This window comes from Saccharomonospora xinjiangensis XJ-54 (assembly GCF_000258175.1).
In the GTDB taxonomy this organism is placed as follows: domain Bacteria; phylum Actinomycetota; class Actinomycetes; order Mycobacteriales; family Pseudonocardiaceae; genus Saccharomonospora; species Saccharomonospora xinjiangensis.
On sequence record NZ_JH636049.1, the window covers coordinates 2,379,829 to 2,397,871 of the forward strand.

Here is an 18,043-nt window from a genome sequence, read left to right on the forward strand (position 1 = left end):
TGGGCGAGCCGCACCCCGTTACTTCTCCGGAACTGCTCAGATCGCCCTGGCCCTGTGGTTCAGTCGCGTGGCCGTGCCCAGGTCATCATGAAGCAGGTCGGGACGACGGCCGAGGCCGTTTCCCCGCGATAGGTCCGTGGCGAGCGGCCGACGATGGCGCTGAAGGTGCGGCTGAACGTGCCGAGGCTGCCGAACCCGACCTCGAAGCAGATGTCGGTGACGCTGCGCTCGGTCTCCCTGAGCAGGAACATGGCGCGCTCGACGCGGCGGCGTTGCAGGTAGCGGTGTGGAGTCTCACCGAACGTGGCGCGGAACGTGCGCGTGAAATGCGCCTCCGAGACGTGCGCGATGCGCGCGAGTGCGGGGACGTCGAGCGGTTTCGCGAAGTCGCGGTCCATCGCGTCCCGTGCCCTGAGCATGCGGCGGTTGGTCGCTTCCCGCGCTCCCATGCCGCTGCTCACAAGGACCATCTCACCACCTTCCCCGACAGGGGCGAACGCGGTGCGCGCCGCGCGTGCAGGAGGTGACGATCCGCCCACATTCCCGCTGGTGGGAGCGACGCCGCTGGTAGCGTCGCCGACGTGGGTGCGCGGCTCAGCGGGACCCCCGTTGCCGGGGTTCTTCGACTTGTGCGGGTCACGGCGGTGACGGCGACGGTCGTCGTGCTGTCCGCGATCGCGCATCTTGTCGGCGGCGCGCCCGTCGATGCCTCGACACTCGTGGCGGGATCGTTGATCGTCCTGCCTTCCGTGTTCGTCGTGTCGCGGCGGCGGTTGTCCTTCCGCACCCTGTCGCTGCTCCTGCTGTCGGGGCAGGTCGTGCTCCACCACGTCTTCACCGCAGCGGGCCGGCACCACGAGGCCGAAGCCATCTCGTTGTGGTCTCCCGGTATGGCAGGCGCCCACCTCGTGGCGACTGGGATCACGGCGATGTGGCTCACGCGCGGCGAGCGTCTGTTGTGGGCGGTGTGGTCGTGGTTGAGCCGCGCGGTCGCCGCCGCGATCCGCCTGCCGTCGCCTGCTGGACCGGCCTCCCCGCCTCGCCCGCGTGGGCAGCGACGCGGGTCACGTGCCCGCCGAGGGCTGGTGAGTGCCGCCTCGCGTCGAGGGCCACCGTGGATCGTCTCCTTCCGCGCGGCCGTGTCCGGATGACACGGGCCGCTTGACGCCGCGCGTTCCGCCGCGCGGAGCGATCCGGCTTGCTCAAGGGCCGGTTGTCCGCGCGTGCCCGTGGCGTGTTCTCGAAGTTCTTGTTCCTGGAGGAGACGACATGCGTTCTTCACGTACACGCATCATCGGCGTCGCCGGTGTTTCCGCGCTGGCCCTGCTGCTCTCCGGGTGCGGTGCGGCCGAGACAGCCGCGCCCGACCCGGGGAAGGACGCCTCGGACGGGGCGTCCGCGCTCACCCTGAAAGACGGGTGGGCCAAGGCGTCGGACGGGCACATGACCGGTGTTTTCGGCACCCTGACGAACGGTTCCGATGCCGACGTCAGGGTCGTCGAGATGAGTTCGCCTGTCGCGGGTACGGGCGAGCTGCACGAGACGGTGGGCGGCATGGGCGGCGGGGGCCCGAAGCCGAAGATGAGGGAGAAGGAGGGTGGCTTCGTCGTTCTGGCTGGCGGCGAGTACGTCCTCGAACCCGGCGGTGATCACCTGATGCTGATGGACCTCTCCGAACCCGTTCTCGCCGGCCAGGACGTGCCGGTGACCCTCACCGCTGAGGACGGCTCCACGGTTGAGTTCACTGTGGTGGCGCGGTCGTTCAGCGGCGCGAACGAGTCCTACGACGGCGGGCACTGATGTCCGCCCGGCGAATCGGCCGCCGGGCGTTCCTTGTCACCGGAGCGGCGGCGCTGGGTGGCGCCGCCGCACTCGGTGGAAGGGAACTGCTCGACGGTGACGAGCAGACACCGTACGGGGTGCGGGCGGGCGGGGGAACGGCCGGAACGGCCACCGTGCCGTTCCGGGGTCCCCGGCAGGCCGGTGTGGGCACGCCGCCGCAGTCCTTCGCCACGCTGGTGGCGTTCGATCTGCTCGACGGTGTTGACAGGGCGGCACTCGTGCGGCTCATGCGGGTCTGGACCGACGACATCGAGCGGCTCACCGGTGGACGGCCCGCGCTGTCCGACACGGAACCGGAGCTGGCCACTGTGCCGGCGCGGCTCACCGTGACGGTCGGTTTCGGCCCCGGTTTCCTCGCCGTCGCGCGGCGTGAACGGCTGCGGCCCCGCTGGCTCGCCCCGCTGCCGCCGTTCCCGATCGATCGCCTTCGCGACGAGTACAGCGGTGGCGACCTCGTGGTGCAGGTGGGTGCCGACGACGAGATCACCGTCGCGCACGCGGTCAGGGTGCTCACAAGGCAGGCGCGGACGTTCGCCCGTCCCCGCTGGGTGCAACGCGGTTTCCGCAACAGCCCAGGCACGGTGCCTGAGGGCACCACCATGCGCAACCTGATGGGCCAGGTGGACGGCACGCGAAACCTGCGGCCGGGTGCCGACGACGATCGGCTGATCTGGATCGGGGAGCAGGGGCCGGAATGGCTCCGGGGTGGCACGAGCATGGTGGTGCGCCGCATCGCCATGAACCTCGACACCTGGGACGAACTCGACCGCTCGGCGCGCGAGCAGGTGATCGGGCGGCGGTTGGACACGGGAGCGCCGCTGACCGGCGTGGCGGAGCACGACGAGCCGGACCTCGCGGCGACAGGGCCGGGAGGGCTTTCGGTCATCCCGAAGTTCGCCCACATCCGCCGATCCCGCTCCGACGACCCGCGCCAGCGGTTCCTGCGCCGCAGCTACAACTACGACGACCCTCCCCCCGCAGGGCAGCTGTCGAACAGCGGTCTCGTGTTCATCACCTTCCAGGCCGACGTCGAGGCGCAGTTCACGCCGATCCAGCGCAGGCTGGCCGAACTCGACTCGCTCAACGACTGGACGACGCCGATCGGATCGGCGGTGTTCGCCGTGCCGCGAGGCTGTCGCGACGGCGAGTACCTCGGACAACCGCTCCTGGAGGACTGACCGGATCGGGCCGCCCGCCGTTCGAGGAGGGCGGCCCGAGCTTTTCGGCACGTTGACAGCTCGGCCTCCATGGTGTCATGGTTACCCACATGACTAATGAACCAAGATGGTTCGACGGGCGGAGCGCTTGATGGATGACGGTCGCCCGCTGTTCCAGCAGATCGCGGAGCAGCTCGAAGACGCGATCATCGACGGCTCCCTGCCTGAGGAGAGCCGGGCGCCGTCCACCAACGAACTCGCCGCTTTTCACCGGATCAACCCGGCGACGGCCGCGAACGGCATCAACAAGCTCGTGGCCGACGGGCTGCTCTACAAGAAGAGGGGGGTCGGAATGTTCGTGACAGCCGGGGCGCGCGAGACGTTGCTGCTGCGGCGCCGCAACGGGTTCGCGGAGAAGTTCATCGCGCCGTTGCTCGCCGAGGCAAGACGCCTGGGGATGGACGCGGAGGACCTGAAGAAGATGATCGACAGCTGGGAGGACGAGGCATGACCGTGGCGAGCCTGCGCGGGGTGGTCAAGCGCTACGGTTCGACCACCGCCGTGTCCGACGTGTCCTTCGACCTGCGGGAGAACCGCATCCACGGCCTGCTCGGCCGCAACGGTGCGGGCAAGAGCACGGTGATGCGGATGCTCACCGGCCAGGACGTGCCCACCGGGGGCAGCGTCGAGGTGTTCGGCGCCTCGCCGTACGAGAACGCCGAGGTGTTGCGGAACATCTGCTTCATCAAGGAGTCGCAGAAGTATCCGGACATCTTCCGGGTGCGGCACGCCTTCGAGGCCGCGAGCCTGGTGTTCCCGAACTGGGACGACGACTTCGCCGCCGAACTCGTTGACGAGTTCCGGTTGCGTACCCAGCAGCGGATCAAGAAGCTCTCCCGTGGCCAGCTCTCGGCTGTCGGGGTGATCATCGGGCTGGCCGCCCGCGCGCCACTGACGTTGTTCGACGAGCCGTACCTCGGGCTCGACGCCGTGGCGAGGCAGATGTTCTACGACCGGTTGCTCGCCGACTACACGGAGCATCCCCGCACGATCGTGCTGTCCACCCACCTCATCGACGAGGTCGCCGATCTGATCGAACACGTCATCGTGATCGACTCGGGGCGGATTCTCATGGACGACAGCTCGGAGTCCCTTCGCTCGCAGGCCGTCACGGTGACCGGTCCTGTCACGGCGGTCGAGGAGTTCGCGATCGGGCACACCGAGCTGCACAGGGAGCAACTCGGCGGCATCCTCCGCCTCACCCTCCAGGGTTCGGTCGGGCAACGGGAGGCCGACAACCTCCAGATCGAACCCGTGTCTCTTCAGCAGCTCGTGGTGCGCGCCAGCCAGACGGCGGGCCGGGAAAGGACGCTCGCCTCGGCGGGCAACGGCGGACACGGTAAGGAGGCCAAGTGATGGCTCAGCTCGTGAGGGTGGCGAGGATTCAGCTCGTCAACGTGTTCTCCGTGCTCGTTCTCCCCATGCTGATCGTGGCTCTCGTCCTGGTCGGCAACATCGTGCTCTCCGGTGCGTTCGCCTCAGGAGGGTTCGCGACCGGTGGCCTGTTCGCTCTTTACGCCACGATGCTCGTCGCCCATCTACAGACCATGACGCAGATGTTCCCGTTCGCCCTCGGTCTCTCGGTGACGCGGAAGGAGTTCTTCGGCGCCACGACGATGGTGGTGTCCGGCCAGGCCGCGATCTACGGAGTGCTGCTCACAATGGGCAAGCTCGTCGAGGAGGCCACCGGAGGGTGGGGGGTCGAGCTGACCTTCCTCGCGTTGCCGTTCCTCTCCCACGACAACGTTTTTCTCCAGTTCCTCGCCTACACGGCGCCGCTCGTGGCGCTGTCGTTCCTCGGCGTGTGGATCGGCATCGTGTTCAAGCGCTGGGGCCAGTACGGAGTGTGGGCGCTCGGTGTCTCGCTCGGCGCGGTGGTCGTCGGCCTCGCCCTGATCGTGAACTGGCAGGACTGGTGGGACGAACTCGGCCGGTTCCTCAGCTCCCAGCCCGCCATCGCGTTGCAGGCCGGGTATCCCATGGTGATCACGCTGCTGCTCGCGGGTGTCTCCTACCTGACGATGCGCCGCGCCGTGCCCTGAGGGCCGAGCGCAGGGGGTCAGCGCAGGCGGGCCGCGGCTTCGGCCACGTCCGCCTGCGCCGCGGCGCGATCGACGCGCGTGGACTCGCCGCCCTCGATCACGTGCTCGCCTGCGACCCACACGTCGGTCACTCGCCGCGATCCCGCCGCCCACACGAGGTTGGCGAGCAACTGGTTGCCGGGCACGTCCAGCCCGGTGGCGAACGCGGGGTCGTCGATGTCGATGTGGACGAGGTCGGCCCACCGGCCTTCCTCAAGCGCACCGATGTCGTCCCTGCCGAGAGCGTCCGCGCCGCCACGTGTCGCCATCAGCAGCGCCTCGGCGGCGCTCACGGCCGTGGCGTCCGCTGTGGACAGCCGAGCGAGCATGGCGGCGAGCTGGATCTCCTCCCAGAGGTCGAGGTCGTCGTTGCTGGCGGGGCCGTCGGTGCCGAGCCCGACGGTCACCGAAGCGGCCCGCAGATCGGCGAGACGCGCGATACCGGAGGCGAGTTTCGCGTTCGATCCGGGGCAGTGCGCCACCCCGGCGCCGTGGGCGGCCAGCAGCGCGATGTCGGTGTCCGAGAGGTGGACGGCGTGCGCGGCCAGCAACCGGCCTTCGAGCAGCCCCACCTTCTTCAGCAGCGCGGGAACCGAACCGTGTTCGGCGCGCTGTGCGGCGTCCTCGTCAGCGGCCTCGGCGACGTGGATCTGCACGAGCGCGTCCCGGGAGGCAGCCGAGGCGGCGATGGCCTCCAGCCCCTCGACGGGCAGCATGTAGGCCGAGTGCGGGGCGTAGGTCAGTTCGATACGGTCGCCGTCGCCGAACCGAAGGCCGTCGGCGTCGATCCAGCGTTCGGTGTCGGCGAGCATGGTGCGCCAGTGCATGCCGGGAAGGTCGATGATCGGCGCCCCGAGGACGGCGCGCCCACCGGTGGCCAGCACGGCGGCAGCCATCTGCTCGGCGTGGAAGTACATTTCGGCGCTGGTGGTGACTCCCCGGCTCAGCATCTCCAGCGATCCGAGTGTCATGCCGGCCAGCACATCGCCCGGACGCAACTTCGCCTCGGCAGGCCAGATTACCTCGCGAAGCCAGCGCAGCAGCGGAAGATCGCCGCCCATGCCCCGGAACAGGACCATGGGGCTGTGTGCGTGGGCGTTGACGAGGCCGGGAAGGAGGATGCCGGGCAGGCGGCGGCTTTCGGTGGGCGCCTGCTCACCGGTCGGGGCGCTGTCGGCGGGGCCGCAGAAAGAGATCCTGCCGTGGTCATCGACATCGACGACTCCGTCCCGCACCACGGAACAGGCTGGGTCAGCAGGCAGCACGACGGCGGCATGGAGACGGAAGGCCATGCGGTCGATCGTAGGGGCGTGAAGGCCTGCCGGTCACGAAGTTCCCGGCGTCACTGCGCGGCAATGAACCCATCGACTTGTTCAAGGCCGACACCGCGCTCACCAAAGCGCCACCCGGGGCTATCGCAGCAGCACCGGTCGCCACTTCCATGGCGTCGGCCTCGGTTGCGTATGTTTCCGGCCTACTGCCCTTCCATGAGTCCGTTCCGCCAAGCCCACGCGGCGATTCCCACCCTGTTGCGCACGCCGAGTTTGGCCTGAACGGACGCGAGGTGCGTCTTCACCGTGGACAGCGAGAGGAACAGTTCGGCGCCGATCTCCCCGTTGGTCAGTCCGCGCGCGGCGGCCCTCGCGACGTCGAGTTCTCGCGGCGTCAGGTCGGCGGGCGGTGTGCTGCGGCTCTCCGGCCTGCTCGTTCCGAAGTGTTTCAACAACCGCACGGTGACCTGTGGCGACACGAGCGCGTCGCCGCGCGCCGCTGCCCGCACGGCTTCGATGAGCAGTGCGGGACCGGCATCTTTGAGCAGGAAGCCGGACGCTCCTCCGCCCAGGGCGGCGTGGACGTACTCGTCGAGGTCGAACGTGGTGACGACCACGACCTTGAGCGGGTCGGCGACGTCCGGTCCTGCCAGCCGGCGCGTTACTTCGAGGCCGTCGAGCCCAGGCATGCGGATGTCGAGCAGGCACACGTCGGGACGAAGTTCGCGGGCCATCCGCACAGCGTCCACCCCGTTGTTGACGTCGGCGACGACCTCGATGTCCTCCTGCGCACCGAGAATCATGCGGAATCCCACGCGCACCATGTCCTGGTCGTCGGCGATGAGTACCCGGATCACTCGGCGTCCTTCCTGCCTGCCTCGCCGAGCGAGGGTGTGTGCTGACCGGGTGAGGCCAGGGGAATCGCGACTTCGACGAGCCAACCGCCGTCCGGCGACGGTCCCGCGCGGAGCTGCCCCCGCAGGAGATCGACTCGTTCTCGCATACCGACCAGACCATATCCGGAGTCCTCGGACGGTCGTTCGGCCCGGTGCCGTCGGCCCGCACCGCCGTCGCCGTTGTCGGCGACCCGGATGTGCAGTTCGGCGCCGACGGCGCGCACGGACACATCGGCCCTCGTCGCGCCCTCGGCGTGTTTGCCGATGTTGGTGAGCGACTCCTGCACGATTCGCAGCGCAGACCGCGCCACCTCGGCAGGCAGGTCTTCCGGCACGTCGAGATCGAGCCGAGTTGGCACGCCGTGGTTGCCTGTTTCCACGAGCCGTCGCAGGTCGGCGGCGAGGTCGGTGGTGGCCTGCTCGCTGAACTCGCTGGTCCCGGACGGGGCGTCGCCCCGCATGCTCCGCACCAGCCTGCGCATGGCGGTCATCGCGTCGGTGCCAGCCCGCTCGATCTGTTCGAGCGCGTCCACGACCACGACGGGGTTCTGCTCGGCGAGCATCCTCGCCGCCTGCGCCTGCACCACGATGCCCGTCACATGGTGGGCCACGACGTCGTGCAATTCGCGCGCCAACGCCATCCGCTCCGTGGTCTGTGCATCGCTCACGGCGGACGCGACCACCTGGGCGCGTTCGGAATCGCGGGCGCGGAGGAACATCCCGACAGCCACCGAGATCCCGAGCACCAGTAGAGCCGCGACGAACAACGTCCGCACGGCTGGGAAGTTCATGAACGGCCTGTTCGCGATCGTCACGAGCGCGACGGCCGACGACTGGAGCGCGATCAGCCACGCCGCACGCTTCGGCGTTTCGTGCCGGACGACCAACACGACCACGACCATGCCGCTGACGATCTGGCTGACCGGCATGCCGTAGAGGTCGGCGTACGTGTAACCGGCGCCGGTGATCCATCTGACCGCACCGGCCATGACGACGAGAACGCTGTAGTACACCGCGGACCACGCCGGGATGCGCGACGCCAGGACGGCGACGACGGCCGTGCCGAACGAGCACAGCAGCACGAAGACGCCGAACCCGCGGGCCGCCGCCGCGTAGAACGTCTCGAGGAAGAGGATGACCGCGAGCACGCTGACCAGCGGCCACTGTCGTTTCAACACCACCGCGAAAGCGCTGTCCTGCCTCCGCCCGAGTCCAGGCCCGCGCTGGACGGCGGCTGCTACAACGGCCAGCAGGAGCAGCACCCCGCCCGCGAAGATCGTCGCGGCGAGCGAGCCGCCGTACACCCACATCTCGGCTCGCACCACCGTGGCGGTGACTGTCGCCAGCGCGAGCAGCGTGGTGACGGCCGTCGCCACGAGCGGCGAAAGCCTCAGTACCGCGAAGTAGACCAGCTCCACACCCGCGACCGTCTCGGCGAACGTGATGCCTTCTAGGACCGCCGAGTACGAGAAGGTGTCACTCGCCATGATCAGGAAGCTGGACAGCACCAGCACGGCGGAGCCGACCAGCCCTGCGGGCAACGGCATGCGGCGGCCCCACAACGCACACGCCGAAAGGGCCACGATGCCGGGGAGCAGCCACAGGTCCTCACCGCGAGGGCCCGTCGAGTCGAGGGCGGCCGAGGCGATGATGACGAGGTCGCACGCCAGGGCCGCGAGCAGCACGATCCCGGAGAATCCGAGCCGGTTCGACACGGTGGCTGCGAGGTCGCGGGCTGATCGAGTGGGCACGCCTCGACGGTAGAGCAGCCGACGTGGTGCCCAGCGCAGCCATCTGGTCGGCATTACCTCGGTCGATCGGCCGATGGGCTCCGGGGAGGTCCCGCCCATCCGTCCGATGTGGAAGAGGGGTCTGTCACGGGAGCCTTCCGGTCATGCGTTCGCACACACAGACCCAGCTTCCGGGGTCCTCGGCCGTGCACGGCACTCCACCCGTGCTTGTGGGAAGGGGACTGATCAAGACCTATGACACCCAGCGGGCGCTCGACGGGGTGAACATCGAGATCGGGGCGGGTGACGCCGTGGCGATCGTCGGGCCGTCGGGCTCAGGCAAGAGCACGCTGCTGCATGTTCTCGCGGGAATCCTTCCCTCGGACGCGGGTGAGGTGCTCCTCGCCGGTCGCCGCATCGATCAGCTCGGCGAAGGTCCGCGCAGCGAGTTGCGTCGCACGCAGTTCGGGTTCGTCTTCCAGTCGGGCATGCTCGTGGCCGAGCTGACCGCGCAGGAGAACGCCGCGTTGCCGCTGTTGCTCGGCGGGGCGTCCCGGTCGTCGGCCATGGCGGCGGCGCTGGAATGGCTCGACAAGCTCGGGCTCGCTGGCAAGGAGAAGCGGTTGCCGGGGCAGCTGTCCGGCGGCGAGGCGCAGCGGGTGGCGATCGCGAGGGCGCTCGCGCACCGGCCGAGTGTGATCTTCGCGGATGAGCCGACGGGAGCGCTCGACACCCGCACCGGCGCCGAAACCATGCGCGCACTGCTCGACGCGGCTGCCGAGACCAACGCGGCCGTTGTGGTGGTCACTCACGACACGGACATCGCGGAGTCGATGCCGAGGACCGTGTCCATGCGGGACGGCAGGGTGCAGCTGTGACCGCGTTCCGCATCGCGTTACGAGTGTTGCGCGTCGATCGGCGCACGAGGACCTCGGCGATCTTGACCGGAGTTGGGGTCGCGGTCGCCACCGCGTTGATGCTGATCCTCGTCTCGCTTCCGGGAGCCGCACAGGCGCGCGTTGACCGGGCGGCCTGGCAGGAGCTGTACATCGGTGGCGTGGGGGTCACCGAAGACACGCCGATGCTGCTGGCCGCGAGCGAGGACTTCTACGAGGGCCACAAGATCACCCGGGTTGACGTCGCGGCGACCGGTGATCCTTCGGCCATCGACCTGCCTGCCGGAATCGAGCGGTTCCCCGCGCCGGGCGAGGTGCTGATGTCGCCCGCGCTGCGCGAACTCAGTGGTGAGGTGCCGGGCTCGGCACTCGGTGAGCGTTATCCGGGCGAAGTCGTCGGTGTGCTCGGCCCAGAGGCACTCACCCATCCCGGCCAGCTCGTCGTGTTGGTGGGGCACACGGAGGACGAGCTGGCGCAGTTCGCGATGCCGGTCGGCGGTTTCGCGCCAGCGGGAATGGTGAACGATGTGACGCTGGACCTGCTTGCGGGCGTGGGCGTGGTCGTGCTGCTCGTTCCGAGTCTCGTGCTGGTGGCATCGGCGGCCCGGCTCACGGCGTCGCGCCGCGAACGCAGGCTCGCCGCGTTGCGACTGGCCGGTGCGACCCCCGGCCAGGTGGTGGGGATGGCCGCAGCTGAGAACGCCATCGCCGCCGTCGGCGGTGCGCTGCTGGGGTTGGCCGTGAGCCCGCTCGCTCGCTGGGCCGTGTCCCATGTGTCGTGGGACGGCGGAACGTGGCAGGCGAGCGACTTCGTCACCTCGCCCGCGCTGACCGCCTCCGTGGTCATCTCCATTCCTCTGCTGGTGCTCGCGGCAGCGGTGTTCGGCTTGTGGCGCGTCGTCAGGACTCCGCTCGGCGCCGCGAACGCCCAGCGTCCCAAGCGGCCACATTGGGCGCGGCTGCTGTCGGTGCCCGTCGCCGCTGCCGCGTTCTTCGCCGTAGTCGCCAACCCCGCGGTGGCGGGAGGTCCGCTGGTTCTCTTCGGCGCGATGGGCCTGCTCATCGGGTCGTCGATGCTCGTCGGGCCGTGGGTGACGGCCGCGATCGGTTCGGTGTTCTCCCGCATGTGGCGCAGGCCGTCGGTGTTGCTCGCTGGTCGCAGGCTTCGGCACGACCCGAAGGGCGCCTACCGCTCGTCCGCAGGCGTGGTGCTGGCCGTCTTCACCGGCTCGATGGCGTTGACGCTGCTGCCGTCACTCGAAACTCTCGCGGGTTCGTCGTCGCCGTTTCGCGACTCGGTGCTGTACGCCAATGCGGGTACCGAGGCCGAGGCGGTTGCCGAACGCACCGACGCGGCGCTGGCCAGGTACGGCGTCGGGGAGGCCGCGGAGCAGGTGAAGATGGTGGAACTCGTCGTCGATGGCGCCCCTGAACCGGCCATGGTCGTTGAATGTGACGCCGCCGCACGGCTGCTGCGGACCGACATGGCAGGCGCCTGCGAGAAGGAACCCGGTGTCTATGCGACAGGCCCCATTCGGCTCGGGGACGACGCGGGTGTGGCGATGAGCCCAGGCGAGCAAGCCACTCCGCTCCCGAAGGGAACGCCGGTGCACCGGATCCGAGGAGAAAGCGACGGCGTTGACATGCTGTTGCTGATCGATCCCGCAGCCCTTCCAGCGAACGCCCCACCATCAGCCGCTGCCGTTGTCGCGGTGTCCTCGACCCCGGAGACCAACGAGGTCGTTCGGACCGCACTCGGCAGAGCCGCGAACGGTCAGCACATTCACAGCGTCACCGCAAGGCTCGCCAATCAACAGGCTCAGCTTGACGACCTGCGCAGGGTCACCGTGATCGGGCTTGCCATCGCGGCGTTGCTGAGCGGGTGCAGTGCGGCGATCACGACGGCGGGCTCTGTGATGGACCGCCGCCGCACCTTCGGCGCCCTCATGGCCGCAGGCACCCCGGCGCGGGTGCTCAGCAGGGCATTGCGCACGGAGGCGGCGATGCCCGCGCTGGTGGCCACGATCGGTGCCGGTGCGCTCGGGGTGGCGGTGGGAATCAGCCTGTTCGGCCTCATCTCCGTCACACCGCCCATGGTCACTCCGTGGGTGTCGGCGCCCGTCGTGCTCGGTGTCGTCGCCGCGTTGATCGCCGCGTCGGTGTGCGCACCGACGTTGAAGCGCGTGAGCAGCGAACCTCTTTCCGACGACTGACGCACACGCCGTGGAGGCCGCCTGGCCTTCACGGCGTCGTCGGTAGCTTCTCGAAGATCAGGTCCCGGCTTTCCCTGCCCTCTTCACGGGCCCGCTGCTCGAACTTCGTGACAGGGCGGAAGCCGGGCCGGGGCGCCCACCCGTCGCAGGTGTTGCGCAGCGTCGGTTCGGCAGAACACACCTCGAGCATCTGCTCGGCGTAGTCCTCCCAGTCGGTGGCGAGGTGCAGGGTCGCCCCCGGTGCCATCCGGGACGCCACGAGCTTCACGAAAGGCGGCTGGACGAGCCTGCGCTTGTGGTGGCGTTTCTTCGGCCACGGGTCGGGGAAGAAGATCCGCACTGCCGAGAGCGACTCGGCTGCCACGTGCTCGGTGAGCAGTACGACGGCGTCACCGTGGAGCAGCCGCAGGTTCTCGACCCCGAGCTGCTCCGCCCTGAGCATCAACTGACCGAGCCCCGCCTCGTACACCTCGACGGCGACGTAGTTGGTCTCGGGAGCCGCGGCGGCAAGCTGCGAGGTCGCCTCTCCCATGCCCGAGCCGATCTCCAGCACGACGGGCGCTTCCCTGCCGAACCATCCGGCGAAGTCGATCGGGCCGTCCGGCAGGTCCCGCACCACCCGGCCCCACGACGGCCACAGCCGCTCCCAGGCGCGCTGTTGGCCCGCCGTCATCCTCCCGCCGCGTTTGACGTAGCTGACGACACTGCGCAGTCTCGGCTGGTGCTCGCTTCCCACCAGCCGCACGATAGCCGTGCGACGTGGGTCTCAGCGCAGCGCCTCGAACTCGGGTGCCAGCTCCCGCAGCCTGGTGATGCCGGCCACCGCGACCGGTTCCGGTGGCAGACCGCTGTGTGCGGGGAGGACGTCGATCCAGCCCTCGTGCCGATCGCTCGGAAAAACGGTGGTGGGAAAGCTGTGCGGTGAAACCGTGCTTTCGGAGGGAAGGAATTCCCAGTAGCCGGATTCACCGTCGAGCGCCCAGGGCACGTAATCCCATCCGGTTCGTTTCGACAAGAATGCGTGAATGCGATCCTCGATCCGGAAACCGTCGGCTCGGCAGCGCAACCGCCCCGATGCGACGGCCCTCAGCCACCACGGCGAGGGAACCGGGTTCGAACGAAGGCGGGTCGCCCGGTAGAGGGCCAATACCTCGTGTTCCGGCGCACGGTGTATCCACGCATGACGCGACTCGGAGGGCGAGGAAGCCGCCGTGAGATGAAAGCCTTGTTCGACGGCTTCCGCCCATTCGAGTTCGACCATCGGCTCAAGATGAGGAAAATGTGTGGCCGCCACGGGTACCTCCGGGCTGTTGCTGACGCCGAGATACCCACTATCGCGTGTCGTCAGGCGGTCGAACCGCATCGAGTGGGCGCACTCACACTCATTTTACCAGCAATTAACCCGGTCGGGTGCGAAAAAGCTCGTGGGTGCGGCCCCCGCCCCGCACCCACGAGCAGTCGCCCGGGTTCAGGCGTCGCGCTTGGACGCGCTCACAATCGCCACCGACAGCAGCAGCAGCGCGAACCCGGCGAAGTATGCCAATGCCCAGCCCGGCGACAGGGGCGACGTGGACAACGGCGGCCCCGCGACCGTCATCCCGCCACTCGACTCGCCTTCACCGGTCAGGAACTTGTACGCCACGTTGAACGGCAGCCACTTGTGGATGTCGTCGCCAACTCCGGGAATGAGCTGCACCATGCTCTCGGCGGCCAGCCCGTAGATCATCAGCAGTGAGATCGCGCCCGCGCTGTGGCGCACCAGCAACCCCACGGCCACGGCGATCATCGAGGAGAACGCGTAGACAACGCCCACGCCTGCGACGTTGACGACATCGGCCGTGCTGTCAAGCGCGAGGTCGTGCTCCGGAGCGAGGAGCAGCGAAAGCCCCCACGACGAGAACGCGGTGATCTCCCCGATGAGCAGGGCGAGGAGCGCGACCACCGTGGCCTTGGCCCCGAGCACCGCAGCTCGGTTGGGCACAGCCGCGAAGGTCGTGCGGATGGTGTTGAAGCGATATTCGGTGGTCACCGACAGCGCACCGAGAACCATGACGACGGCCAGACCCATCTGGTAGCCGTACTGGGTGGTGGCCACGGAGGCGGGGAACTCGGTGGAGGCGTTGCCCACCACGAGTGCGGTGAAGGCGCCTGCCAGCACGATGCTGGCGATCGCACACCACCACGGCGAGCGGGTCGTGAGCAGTTTGATGCGTTCGACGGCGAGCAGTGTCATCGTCCTTGCCTCGTCAATCGGCCGGTCAGGGGGCAGTGGTGGTCAGCGCGCGGGCGGTGTCGGCCGTGCCGTCCGGTTCCGCGCCGGCGTGGTACTCGACCGCGTCGCCGGTGATGCTCATGAAGGCTTCCTCCAGCGAGCCGCGCTGCTGGCTCAGCTCGTGCAGCACCACCGCGTTCTGGCACGCGATCTCGCCGATGCGGGGACTGTCCATACCGGACACAAGGAGGTGGTCGTCCGTCTCGGTCAGCTCGGCGCCCTCGGCGCGGAGGGCCTTGGCGAGAACGTCGAGCTGCGGGCTGCGCACCTTCACCGTCGAGCCGGAAGCCCGCGCGACGAACTCCTCCGTGCTGCTCTGCGCGATGAGCCTGCCCCTGCCGACCACCACCAGCTCGGACGCGGTCAACGCCATCTCCGAAAGCAGGTGACTCGAAACGAAGACGGTGCGTCCCTCCCTCGCGAGGCGCTGCATGAACTGGCGGATCCAGAGAATGCCCTCGGGGTCGAGGCCGTTCACCGGCTCGTCGAACAGCAGGACTTCGGGGTCGCCGAGCAGGGCGGCCGCGATGCCGAGCCGCTGGGACATGCCGAGCGAGAACCCTCCGGCGCGGCGGTCGGCCACCGAGGTGAGGCCGACGGCCTCCAGCACCTCATCGACCCTGCGAGTGGGGATGCGGTTCGACTTCGCCATCCACGCGAGGTGGGAACGCGCCGATCGGTTCGGGTGCACCCACTTGGCGTCCAGCAGCGCGCCGACCGTACGCAGTGGATGACGAAGTTCCCGGTAGCGCTTGCCTGCGATGCGCACGTGCCCGGCCGTGGGGTTGTCGAGACCGAGGATCATGCGCATGGTCGTGGACTTCCCGGCACCGTTGGGGCCGAGAAACCCGGTGACCTTGCCCGGCGAGACGCTGAACGACAGGTCGTCCACGGCGAGCGTCTTCCCGTATCGCTTGGTGAGGCCATGAGCCTCGATCATCAGTCCTCCCTGGTCGCGCTCGTGTCGTCACCCAGAATGCCGAACGCGGCGCCGCCCCGCGTCGGTGAAGACCCTGACCCGAACCCCGATTTCGTGTCCGCACCTCCTGCACGGGTGTTTGCACTTCCTGCACGGGTGTCTGCACTCGCCGTGCGGGTGGCCGCACTTGTCGTCCGTGTCCGCGCCGCAGGCTGCGGACACGGGTGCACAAGGTGCGGACACGGGTGCACAAGGTGCGGACACGGGTGCACAAGGTGCGGACACGGGTGCACAAGGTGCGGACACGGGTGCACAAGGTGCGGACACGGGTGCACAAGGTGCGGACACGGGTGCACAAGGTGCGGACACGGGTGCACAAGGTGCGGACACGGGTGCACAAGGTGCGGACACGCACCTTGCCGGTCAGAGGCGTGGCGCGTGGGAGGATGCCCCCGTGGCACAGGGGGCAGCAGTGAACACGACGGAGCAGGGTGGCAGGCCCGTGGGTGCGGGGCAGTCCGGGCAGGCCGGGCGCGTCGGGTCGGTCGGGCCCGTCGGGTCGGTCGGGCCGCTGTCGGCATCGGTGGCCAACCTCTGCCGCCGGTTGCAGCCGCAGGTGTCGCCGCGCACGGCGGCCGGGTTCGCCCAGGTGCTGCGCCGCCTCGGCGCGCCGCTTCAGGTGGCCGTCGCCGGACGGATCAAGTCGGGGAAGTCCACCCTCGTCAACGCGCTTATCGGCAGGAGGGTGGCACCGACCGACATCGGCGAGTGCACACGCCTCGTCACGCGCTTCCAGTACGGCACGGTGGACCGCATCGAGGTGGTCTTCAAGAACGGCCGCAAGCAGGTGCTCCCGTTCGCGCCTGATGGCATGATCCCCGCGGAACTCGGTGTCGATATCGACACGGTGTCGCACATCGAGGCTTACCTCACCAACGCGGCACTCGAGAACATGACCGTGATTGACACGCCTGGCCTCGGTTCGCTCGACGCCGCGTCCGTCGCCCGCACGGAGCATCTGCTGAGAGCCGCGCGGCACAGCGCCACCGACGGCACCGATGTGGCCGACGGCGCGAGGGAACGCGACTGGGCCGACGACGACGCGGGTGGCGACGAACTCGACGAGACGTCCCGCAACGCGGTGGCTGGCGCCGAAGCCGTCCTGTACGTGATGACACAGGGACTTCGGGCCGACGACGAGCAGGCACTCGCCGCGTTCACGGCGGCGACCGCGAGCCGGGAGGCGGGCCCTGTCAACGCCATCGCGGTGCTGAACAAGGCGGACACCATCGTGGCCGAGACGGTGGAGGGCTCCGAGGGGGACACCTGGCGCGCGGCCACGCTGCTGGCGAGCCGGCAGGCCGAGTTGTTGAAACCGAGGGTGGCCGACGTGCTGCCGGTCATCGGTCTGATCGCCGAGTCCGCGGAGTCGGGGCAGTTCACGTCGGCCGATGCCGAGGCGTTGCGCCAGGTGGCGGCCCTCGACGACGACGCACTCGACGTCATGCTGCTGTCGGCCGACATGTTCACGAGCTGGGAGTGCGATGTCCCCGCAGGGATCAGGGTCCGGCTGCTGGAGAAGCTCGACCTCTACGGCATCCGGCGTGCGGTCGAGGCTGTGCGCGAGCAGCCGGACATCACGGCAGGCACGTTGCGGAGGCTGCTGCTCGACGTCTCAGGGCTCGCGGCCGTGCGCGCGAGGTTGAACACCGTGTTCGCGGCGAGGGCCGACGGCATCAAGGCCGCGGCGGCGCTGGCTTCGGTCACGGCGCTGGCGCACGCCTCGGGCAACGCCGCGGAGCGTCAGCGTGTTCACGACGCCATCGAGGTGCTGCTTGCCAAGCCGGAGGCGCACCAGTTGCGGGTACTGGAGGCGCTGACGCTGGTGGCGTCGGGGGCGGTGGAGATGCCGGCGGATCTCACCGAGGAGGTGCTGCGGGTGGGCAGCAACGCCGACATCGCGGCCCAGCTCGGGAAACCCGGCTGTTCGCCGTCGGATCTCGCGACGTACGCGCTGGAGCGGGCGGGGTGGTGGCGGTCTTTCGCTTCCTTCGGGGCGACCCCGGCGCAGAGCAGGGTCGCACACGTCGTGCACAGGGCGTACTTCCTGATCTGGCAGCAGCTGAAGGCACAGGGAGGCAACCGGTGAGCGCGGAACCGGCGGAAGGCACACCCTCCGGCGGAGGGCGCAGCGTCCTCGACGAGGACACCCCCACGGGGTGGCTTACCCTCCTCGGCTACTCCGGTGGGATGACATCGGGAACCGCGCCACGCCCCGCCGCGTCGAAACCCGACGTGGAACCCGTGGGACTCGCCGCGCCGATCGACCACGAGCGGGCGCTCGCTGATCGTCATGTGCTCATCCAACTCTGCCTCTACGCGATGGACCGGGCTCGCAGCGGCGGGGTCGCGGAACGCATCGAGCAAGGGCTCGCCGGTATCGGCGTGCACGCCATGCGGCCGGACGGCCAGCGTTTCGATCCCTCCGTTCACGAGGCGGGTGGCGCCGTGCCGACCGACGACGTGACCCTCGAAGGCACTGTCGCCGAGACGGAGGTGGTGGGGTTCGTGGATCACGACCGCCTGCTGCGAGCGCCTGTCGTAACCGTGTACACCCGCCGCTGAGAGCAAAAGCTGGTTCGTACCGCTGAGCCCGCCGACGGCTGCTCCCACTGTTGAGCCCGCCGGTGGCCGTTTCCGCCGTTG

Annotated in this window: 18 protein-coding genes; 10 read left to right on the top strand and 8 right to left on the bottom strand. The window is 69.1% G+C overall.

Translation table 11 applies throughout. The features are described 5' to 3' along the window. Positions 1 to 59: 59 nt before the first annotated feature. Positions 60 to 470, bottom strand: a complete 411-nt coding sequence (locus SACXIDRAFT_RS10405; RefSeq protein WP_006238518.1) for a helix-turn-helix domain-containing protein — start codon at positions 468 to 470, stop codon at positions 60 to 62. A gap of 111 nt (positions 471 to 581) precedes the next feature. On the opposite strand from SACXIDRAFT_RS10405, the gene SACXIDRAFT_RS10410 reads away from it, so the two are divergent. The 6 genes from SACXIDRAFT_RS10410 (at position 582) to SACXIDRAFT_RS10435 (ending at position 5,101) form a co-directional block, all read left to right on the top strand. Next, complete coding sequence (locus SACXIDRAFT_RS10410) at positions 582 to 1,151, top strand: hypothetical protein (protein ID WP_232285287.1); 570 nt, start codon at positions 582 to 584, stop codon at positions 1,149 to 1,151. A 118-nt stretch (positions 1,152 to 1,269) separates the two neighbouring features. Next, the gene (locus tag SACXIDRAFT_RS10415; protein ID WP_006238520.1) at positions 1,270 to 1,800 is read left to right on the top strand and encodes a copper chaperone PCu(A)C; all 531 of its coding nucleotides are present in this window, start codon (positions 1,270 to 1,272) and stop codon (positions 1,798 to 1,800) included. Next, positions 1,800 to 3,020: a Dyp-type peroxidase gene (locus tag SACXIDRAFT_RS10420; RefSeq protein ID WP_006238521.1), complete on the top strand. Its 1,221-nt coding sequence runs from the start codon at positions 1,800 to 1,802 to the stop codon at positions 3,018 to 3,020. Before SACXIDRAFT_RS10415 ends, SACXIDRAFT_RS10420 begins: the two co-directional genes overlap by 1 nt. 130 nt (positions 3,021 to 3,150) lie before the next feature. Next, positions 3,151 to 3,510 carry a GntR family transcriptional regulator gene (locus SACXIDRAFT_RS10425; protein ID WP_006238522.1) on the top strand — a complete coding sequence of 120 codons (360 nt, stop codon included), beginning with the start codon at positions 3,151 to 3,153 and terminating at the stop codon, positions 3,508 to 3,510. Beyond that, positions 3,507 to 4,415, top strand: coding sequence for an ABC transporter ATP-binding protein (locus SACXIDRAFT_RS10430; protein ID WP_006238523.1), 909 nt, complete (start codon positions 3,507 to 3,509; stop codon positions 4,413 to 4,415). The genes SACXIDRAFT_RS10425 and SACXIDRAFT_RS10430 overlap by 4 nt, the downstream gene beginning before the upstream one ends. After that, positions 4,415 to 5,101 (top strand): hypothetical protein, encoded by a 687-nt coding sequence (locus SACXIDRAFT_RS10435; RefSeq protein WP_006238524.1) that lies wholly within the window; start codon positions 4,415 to 4,417, stop codon positions 5,099 to 5,101. Before SACXIDRAFT_RS10430 ends, SACXIDRAFT_RS10435 begins: the two co-directional genes overlap by 1 nt. Before the next feature lie 17 nt (positions 5,102 to 5,118). On the opposite strand, the gene SACXIDRAFT_RS10440 is transcribed toward SACXIDRAFT_RS10435, so the two are convergent. From SACXIDRAFT_RS10440 to SACXIDRAFT_RS10450, 3 genes are all read right to left on the bottom strand, one after another. After that, positions 5,119 to 6,432, bottom strand: coding sequence for an amidohydrolase family protein (locus SACXIDRAFT_RS10440; RefSeq protein WP_006238525.1), 1,314 nt, complete (start codon positions 6,430 to 6,432; stop codon positions 5,119 to 5,121). A 182-nt stretch (positions 6,433 to 6,614) separates the two neighbouring features. Then, complete coding sequence (locus tag SACXIDRAFT_RS10445; RefSeq protein ID WP_006238526.1) at positions 6,615 to 7,268, bottom strand: response regulator; 654 nt, start codon at positions 7,266 to 7,268, stop codon at positions 6,615 to 6,617. Continuing rightward, positions 7,265 to 9,112, bottom strand: a complete 1,848-nt coding sequence (locus SACXIDRAFT_RS10450; RefSeq protein WP_050986924.1) for a sensor histidine kinase — start codon at positions 9,110 to 9,112, stop codon at positions 7,265 to 7,267. Before SACXIDRAFT_RS10450 ends, SACXIDRAFT_RS10445 begins: the two co-directional genes overlap by 4 nt. 89 nt (positions 9,113 to 9,201) lie before the next feature. Here SACXIDRAFT_RS10450 and SACXIDRAFT_RS10455 point away from each other — a divergent pair, with 89 nt between their 5' ends. Further along, positions 9,202 to 9,915 (top strand): ABC transporter ATP-binding protein, encoded by a 714-nt coding sequence (locus tag SACXIDRAFT_RS10455; RefSeq protein ID WP_006238528.1) that lies wholly within the window; start codon positions 9,202 to 9,204, stop codon positions 9,913 to 9,915. Further along, complete coding sequence (locus tag SACXIDRAFT_RS10460) at positions 9,912 to 12,146, top strand: FtsX-like permease family protein (RefSeq protein ID WP_006238529.1); 2,235 nt, start codon at positions 9,912 to 9,914, stop codon at positions 12,144 to 12,146. Before SACXIDRAFT_RS10455 ends, SACXIDRAFT_RS10460 begins: the two co-directional genes overlap by 4 nt. 28 nt (positions 12,147 to 12,174) lie before the next feature. Here the strand turns inward: SACXIDRAFT_RS10460 and trmB are convergent, their stop codons facing one another. From trmB to SACXIDRAFT_RS10480, 4 genes are all read right to left on the bottom strand, one after another. After that, positions 12,175 to 12,882 carry a tRNA (guanosine(46)-N7)-methyltransferase TrmB gene (trmB, locus tag SACXIDRAFT_RS10465; protein ID WP_085978679.1) on the bottom strand — a complete coding sequence of 236 codons (708 nt, stop codon included), beginning with the start codon at positions 12,880 to 12,882 and terminating at the stop codon, positions 12,175 to 12,177. A 30-nt stretch (positions 12,883 to 12,912) separates the two neighbouring features. Continuing rightward, on the bottom strand, positions 12,913 to 13,407 hold the full coding sequence (locus SACXIDRAFT_RS10470) for a hypothetical protein (RefSeq protein ID WP_232285288.1): 495 nt from the start codon (positions 13,405 to 13,407) through the stop codon (positions 12,913 to 12,915). A 207-nt stretch (positions 13,408 to 13,614) separates the two neighbouring features. Then, a complete protein-coding gene (locus SACXIDRAFT_RS10475) occupies positions 13,615 to 14,379 on the bottom strand; it encodes an ABC transporter permease (protein WP_006238532.1) in 765 nt (254 codons plus the stop codon). Positions 14,380 to 14,404: 25 nt separating this feature from the next. Beyond that, entirely contained in the window at positions 14,405 to 15,358 is a 954-nt protein-coding gene (locus SACXIDRAFT_RS10480) for an ABC transporter ATP-binding protein (RefSeq protein WP_006238533.1), read from the bottom strand. 562 nt (positions 15,359 to 15,920) lie between these two features. Here SACXIDRAFT_RS10480 and SACXIDRAFT_RS10490 point away from each other — a divergent pair. Then, positions 15,921 to 17,486 carry a dynamin family protein gene (locus SACXIDRAFT_RS10490; protein WP_232285379.1) on the top strand — a complete coding sequence of 522 codons (1,566 nt, stop codon included), beginning with the start codon at positions 15,921 to 15,923 and terminating at the stop codon, positions 17,484 to 17,486. Then, positions 17,483 to 17,962, top strand: a complete 480-nt coding sequence (gene grpE, locus SACXIDRAFT_RS10495; protein ID WP_006238535.1) for a nucleotide exchange factor GrpE — start codon at positions 17,483 to 17,485, stop codon at positions 17,960 to 17,962. Before SACXIDRAFT_RS10490 ends, grpE begins: the two co-directional genes overlap by 4 nt. Positions 17,963 to 18,043 lie beyond the last annotated feature (81 nt).

What these genes read in the sequence shown, in the direction of transcription:
- SACXIDRAFT_RS10405 (WP_006238518.1), bottom strand. Translation starts at nt 470, where the DNA reads ATGGTCCTTGTGAGCAGCGGCATGGGAGCGCGGGAAGCGACCAACCGC.
- SACXIDRAFT_RS10415 (WP_006238520.1), top strand. Translation starts at nt 1,270, where the DNA reads ATGCGTTCTTCACGTACACGCATCATCGGCGTCGCCGGTGTTTCCGCG.
- SACXIDRAFT_RS10420 (WP_006238521.1), top strand. Translation starts at nt 1,800, where the DNA reads ATGTCCGCCCGGCGAATCGGCCGCCGGGCGTTCCTTGTCACCGGAGCG.
- SACXIDRAFT_RS10425 (WP_006238522.1), top strand. Translation starts at nt 3,151, where the DNA reads ATGGATGACGGTCGCCCGCTGTTCCAGCAGATCGCGGAGCAGCTCGAA.
- SACXIDRAFT_RS10430 (WP_006238523.1), top strand. Translation starts at nt 3,507, where the DNA reads ATGACCGTGGCGAGCCTGCGCGGGGTGGTCAAGCGCTACGGTTCGACC.
- SACXIDRAFT_RS10435 (WP_006238524.1), top strand. Translation starts at nt 4,415, where the DNA reads ATGGCTCAGCTCGTGAGGGTGGCGAGGATTCAGCTCGTCAACGTGTTC.
- SACXIDRAFT_RS10440 (WP_006238525.1), bottom strand. Translation starts at nt 6,432, where the DNA reads ATGGCCTTCCGTCTCCATGCCGCCGTCGTGCTGCCTGCTGACCCAGCC.
- SACXIDRAFT_RS10450 (WP_050986924.1), bottom strand. Translation starts at nt 9,112, where the DNA reads ATGCCGACCAGATGGCTGCGCTGGGCACCACGTCGGCTGCTCTACCGT.
- SACXIDRAFT_RS10455 (WP_006238528.1), top strand. Translation starts at nt 9,202, where the DNA reads ATGCGTTCGCACACACAGACCCAGCTTCCGGGGTCCTCGGCCGTGCAC.
- SACXIDRAFT_RS10470 (WP_232285288.1), bottom strand. Translation starts at nt 13,407, where the DNA reads ATGGTCGAACTCGAATGGGCGGAAGCCGTCGAACAAGGCTTTCATCTC.
- SACXIDRAFT_RS10475 (WP_006238532.1), bottom strand. Translation starts at nt 14,379, where the DNA reads ATGACACTGCTCGCCGTCGAACGCATCAAACTGCTCACGACCCGCTCG.
- SACXIDRAFT_RS10480 (WP_006238533.1), bottom strand. Translation starts at nt 15,358, where the DNA reads ATGATCGAGGCTCATGGCCTCACCAAGCGATACGGGAAGACGCTCGCC.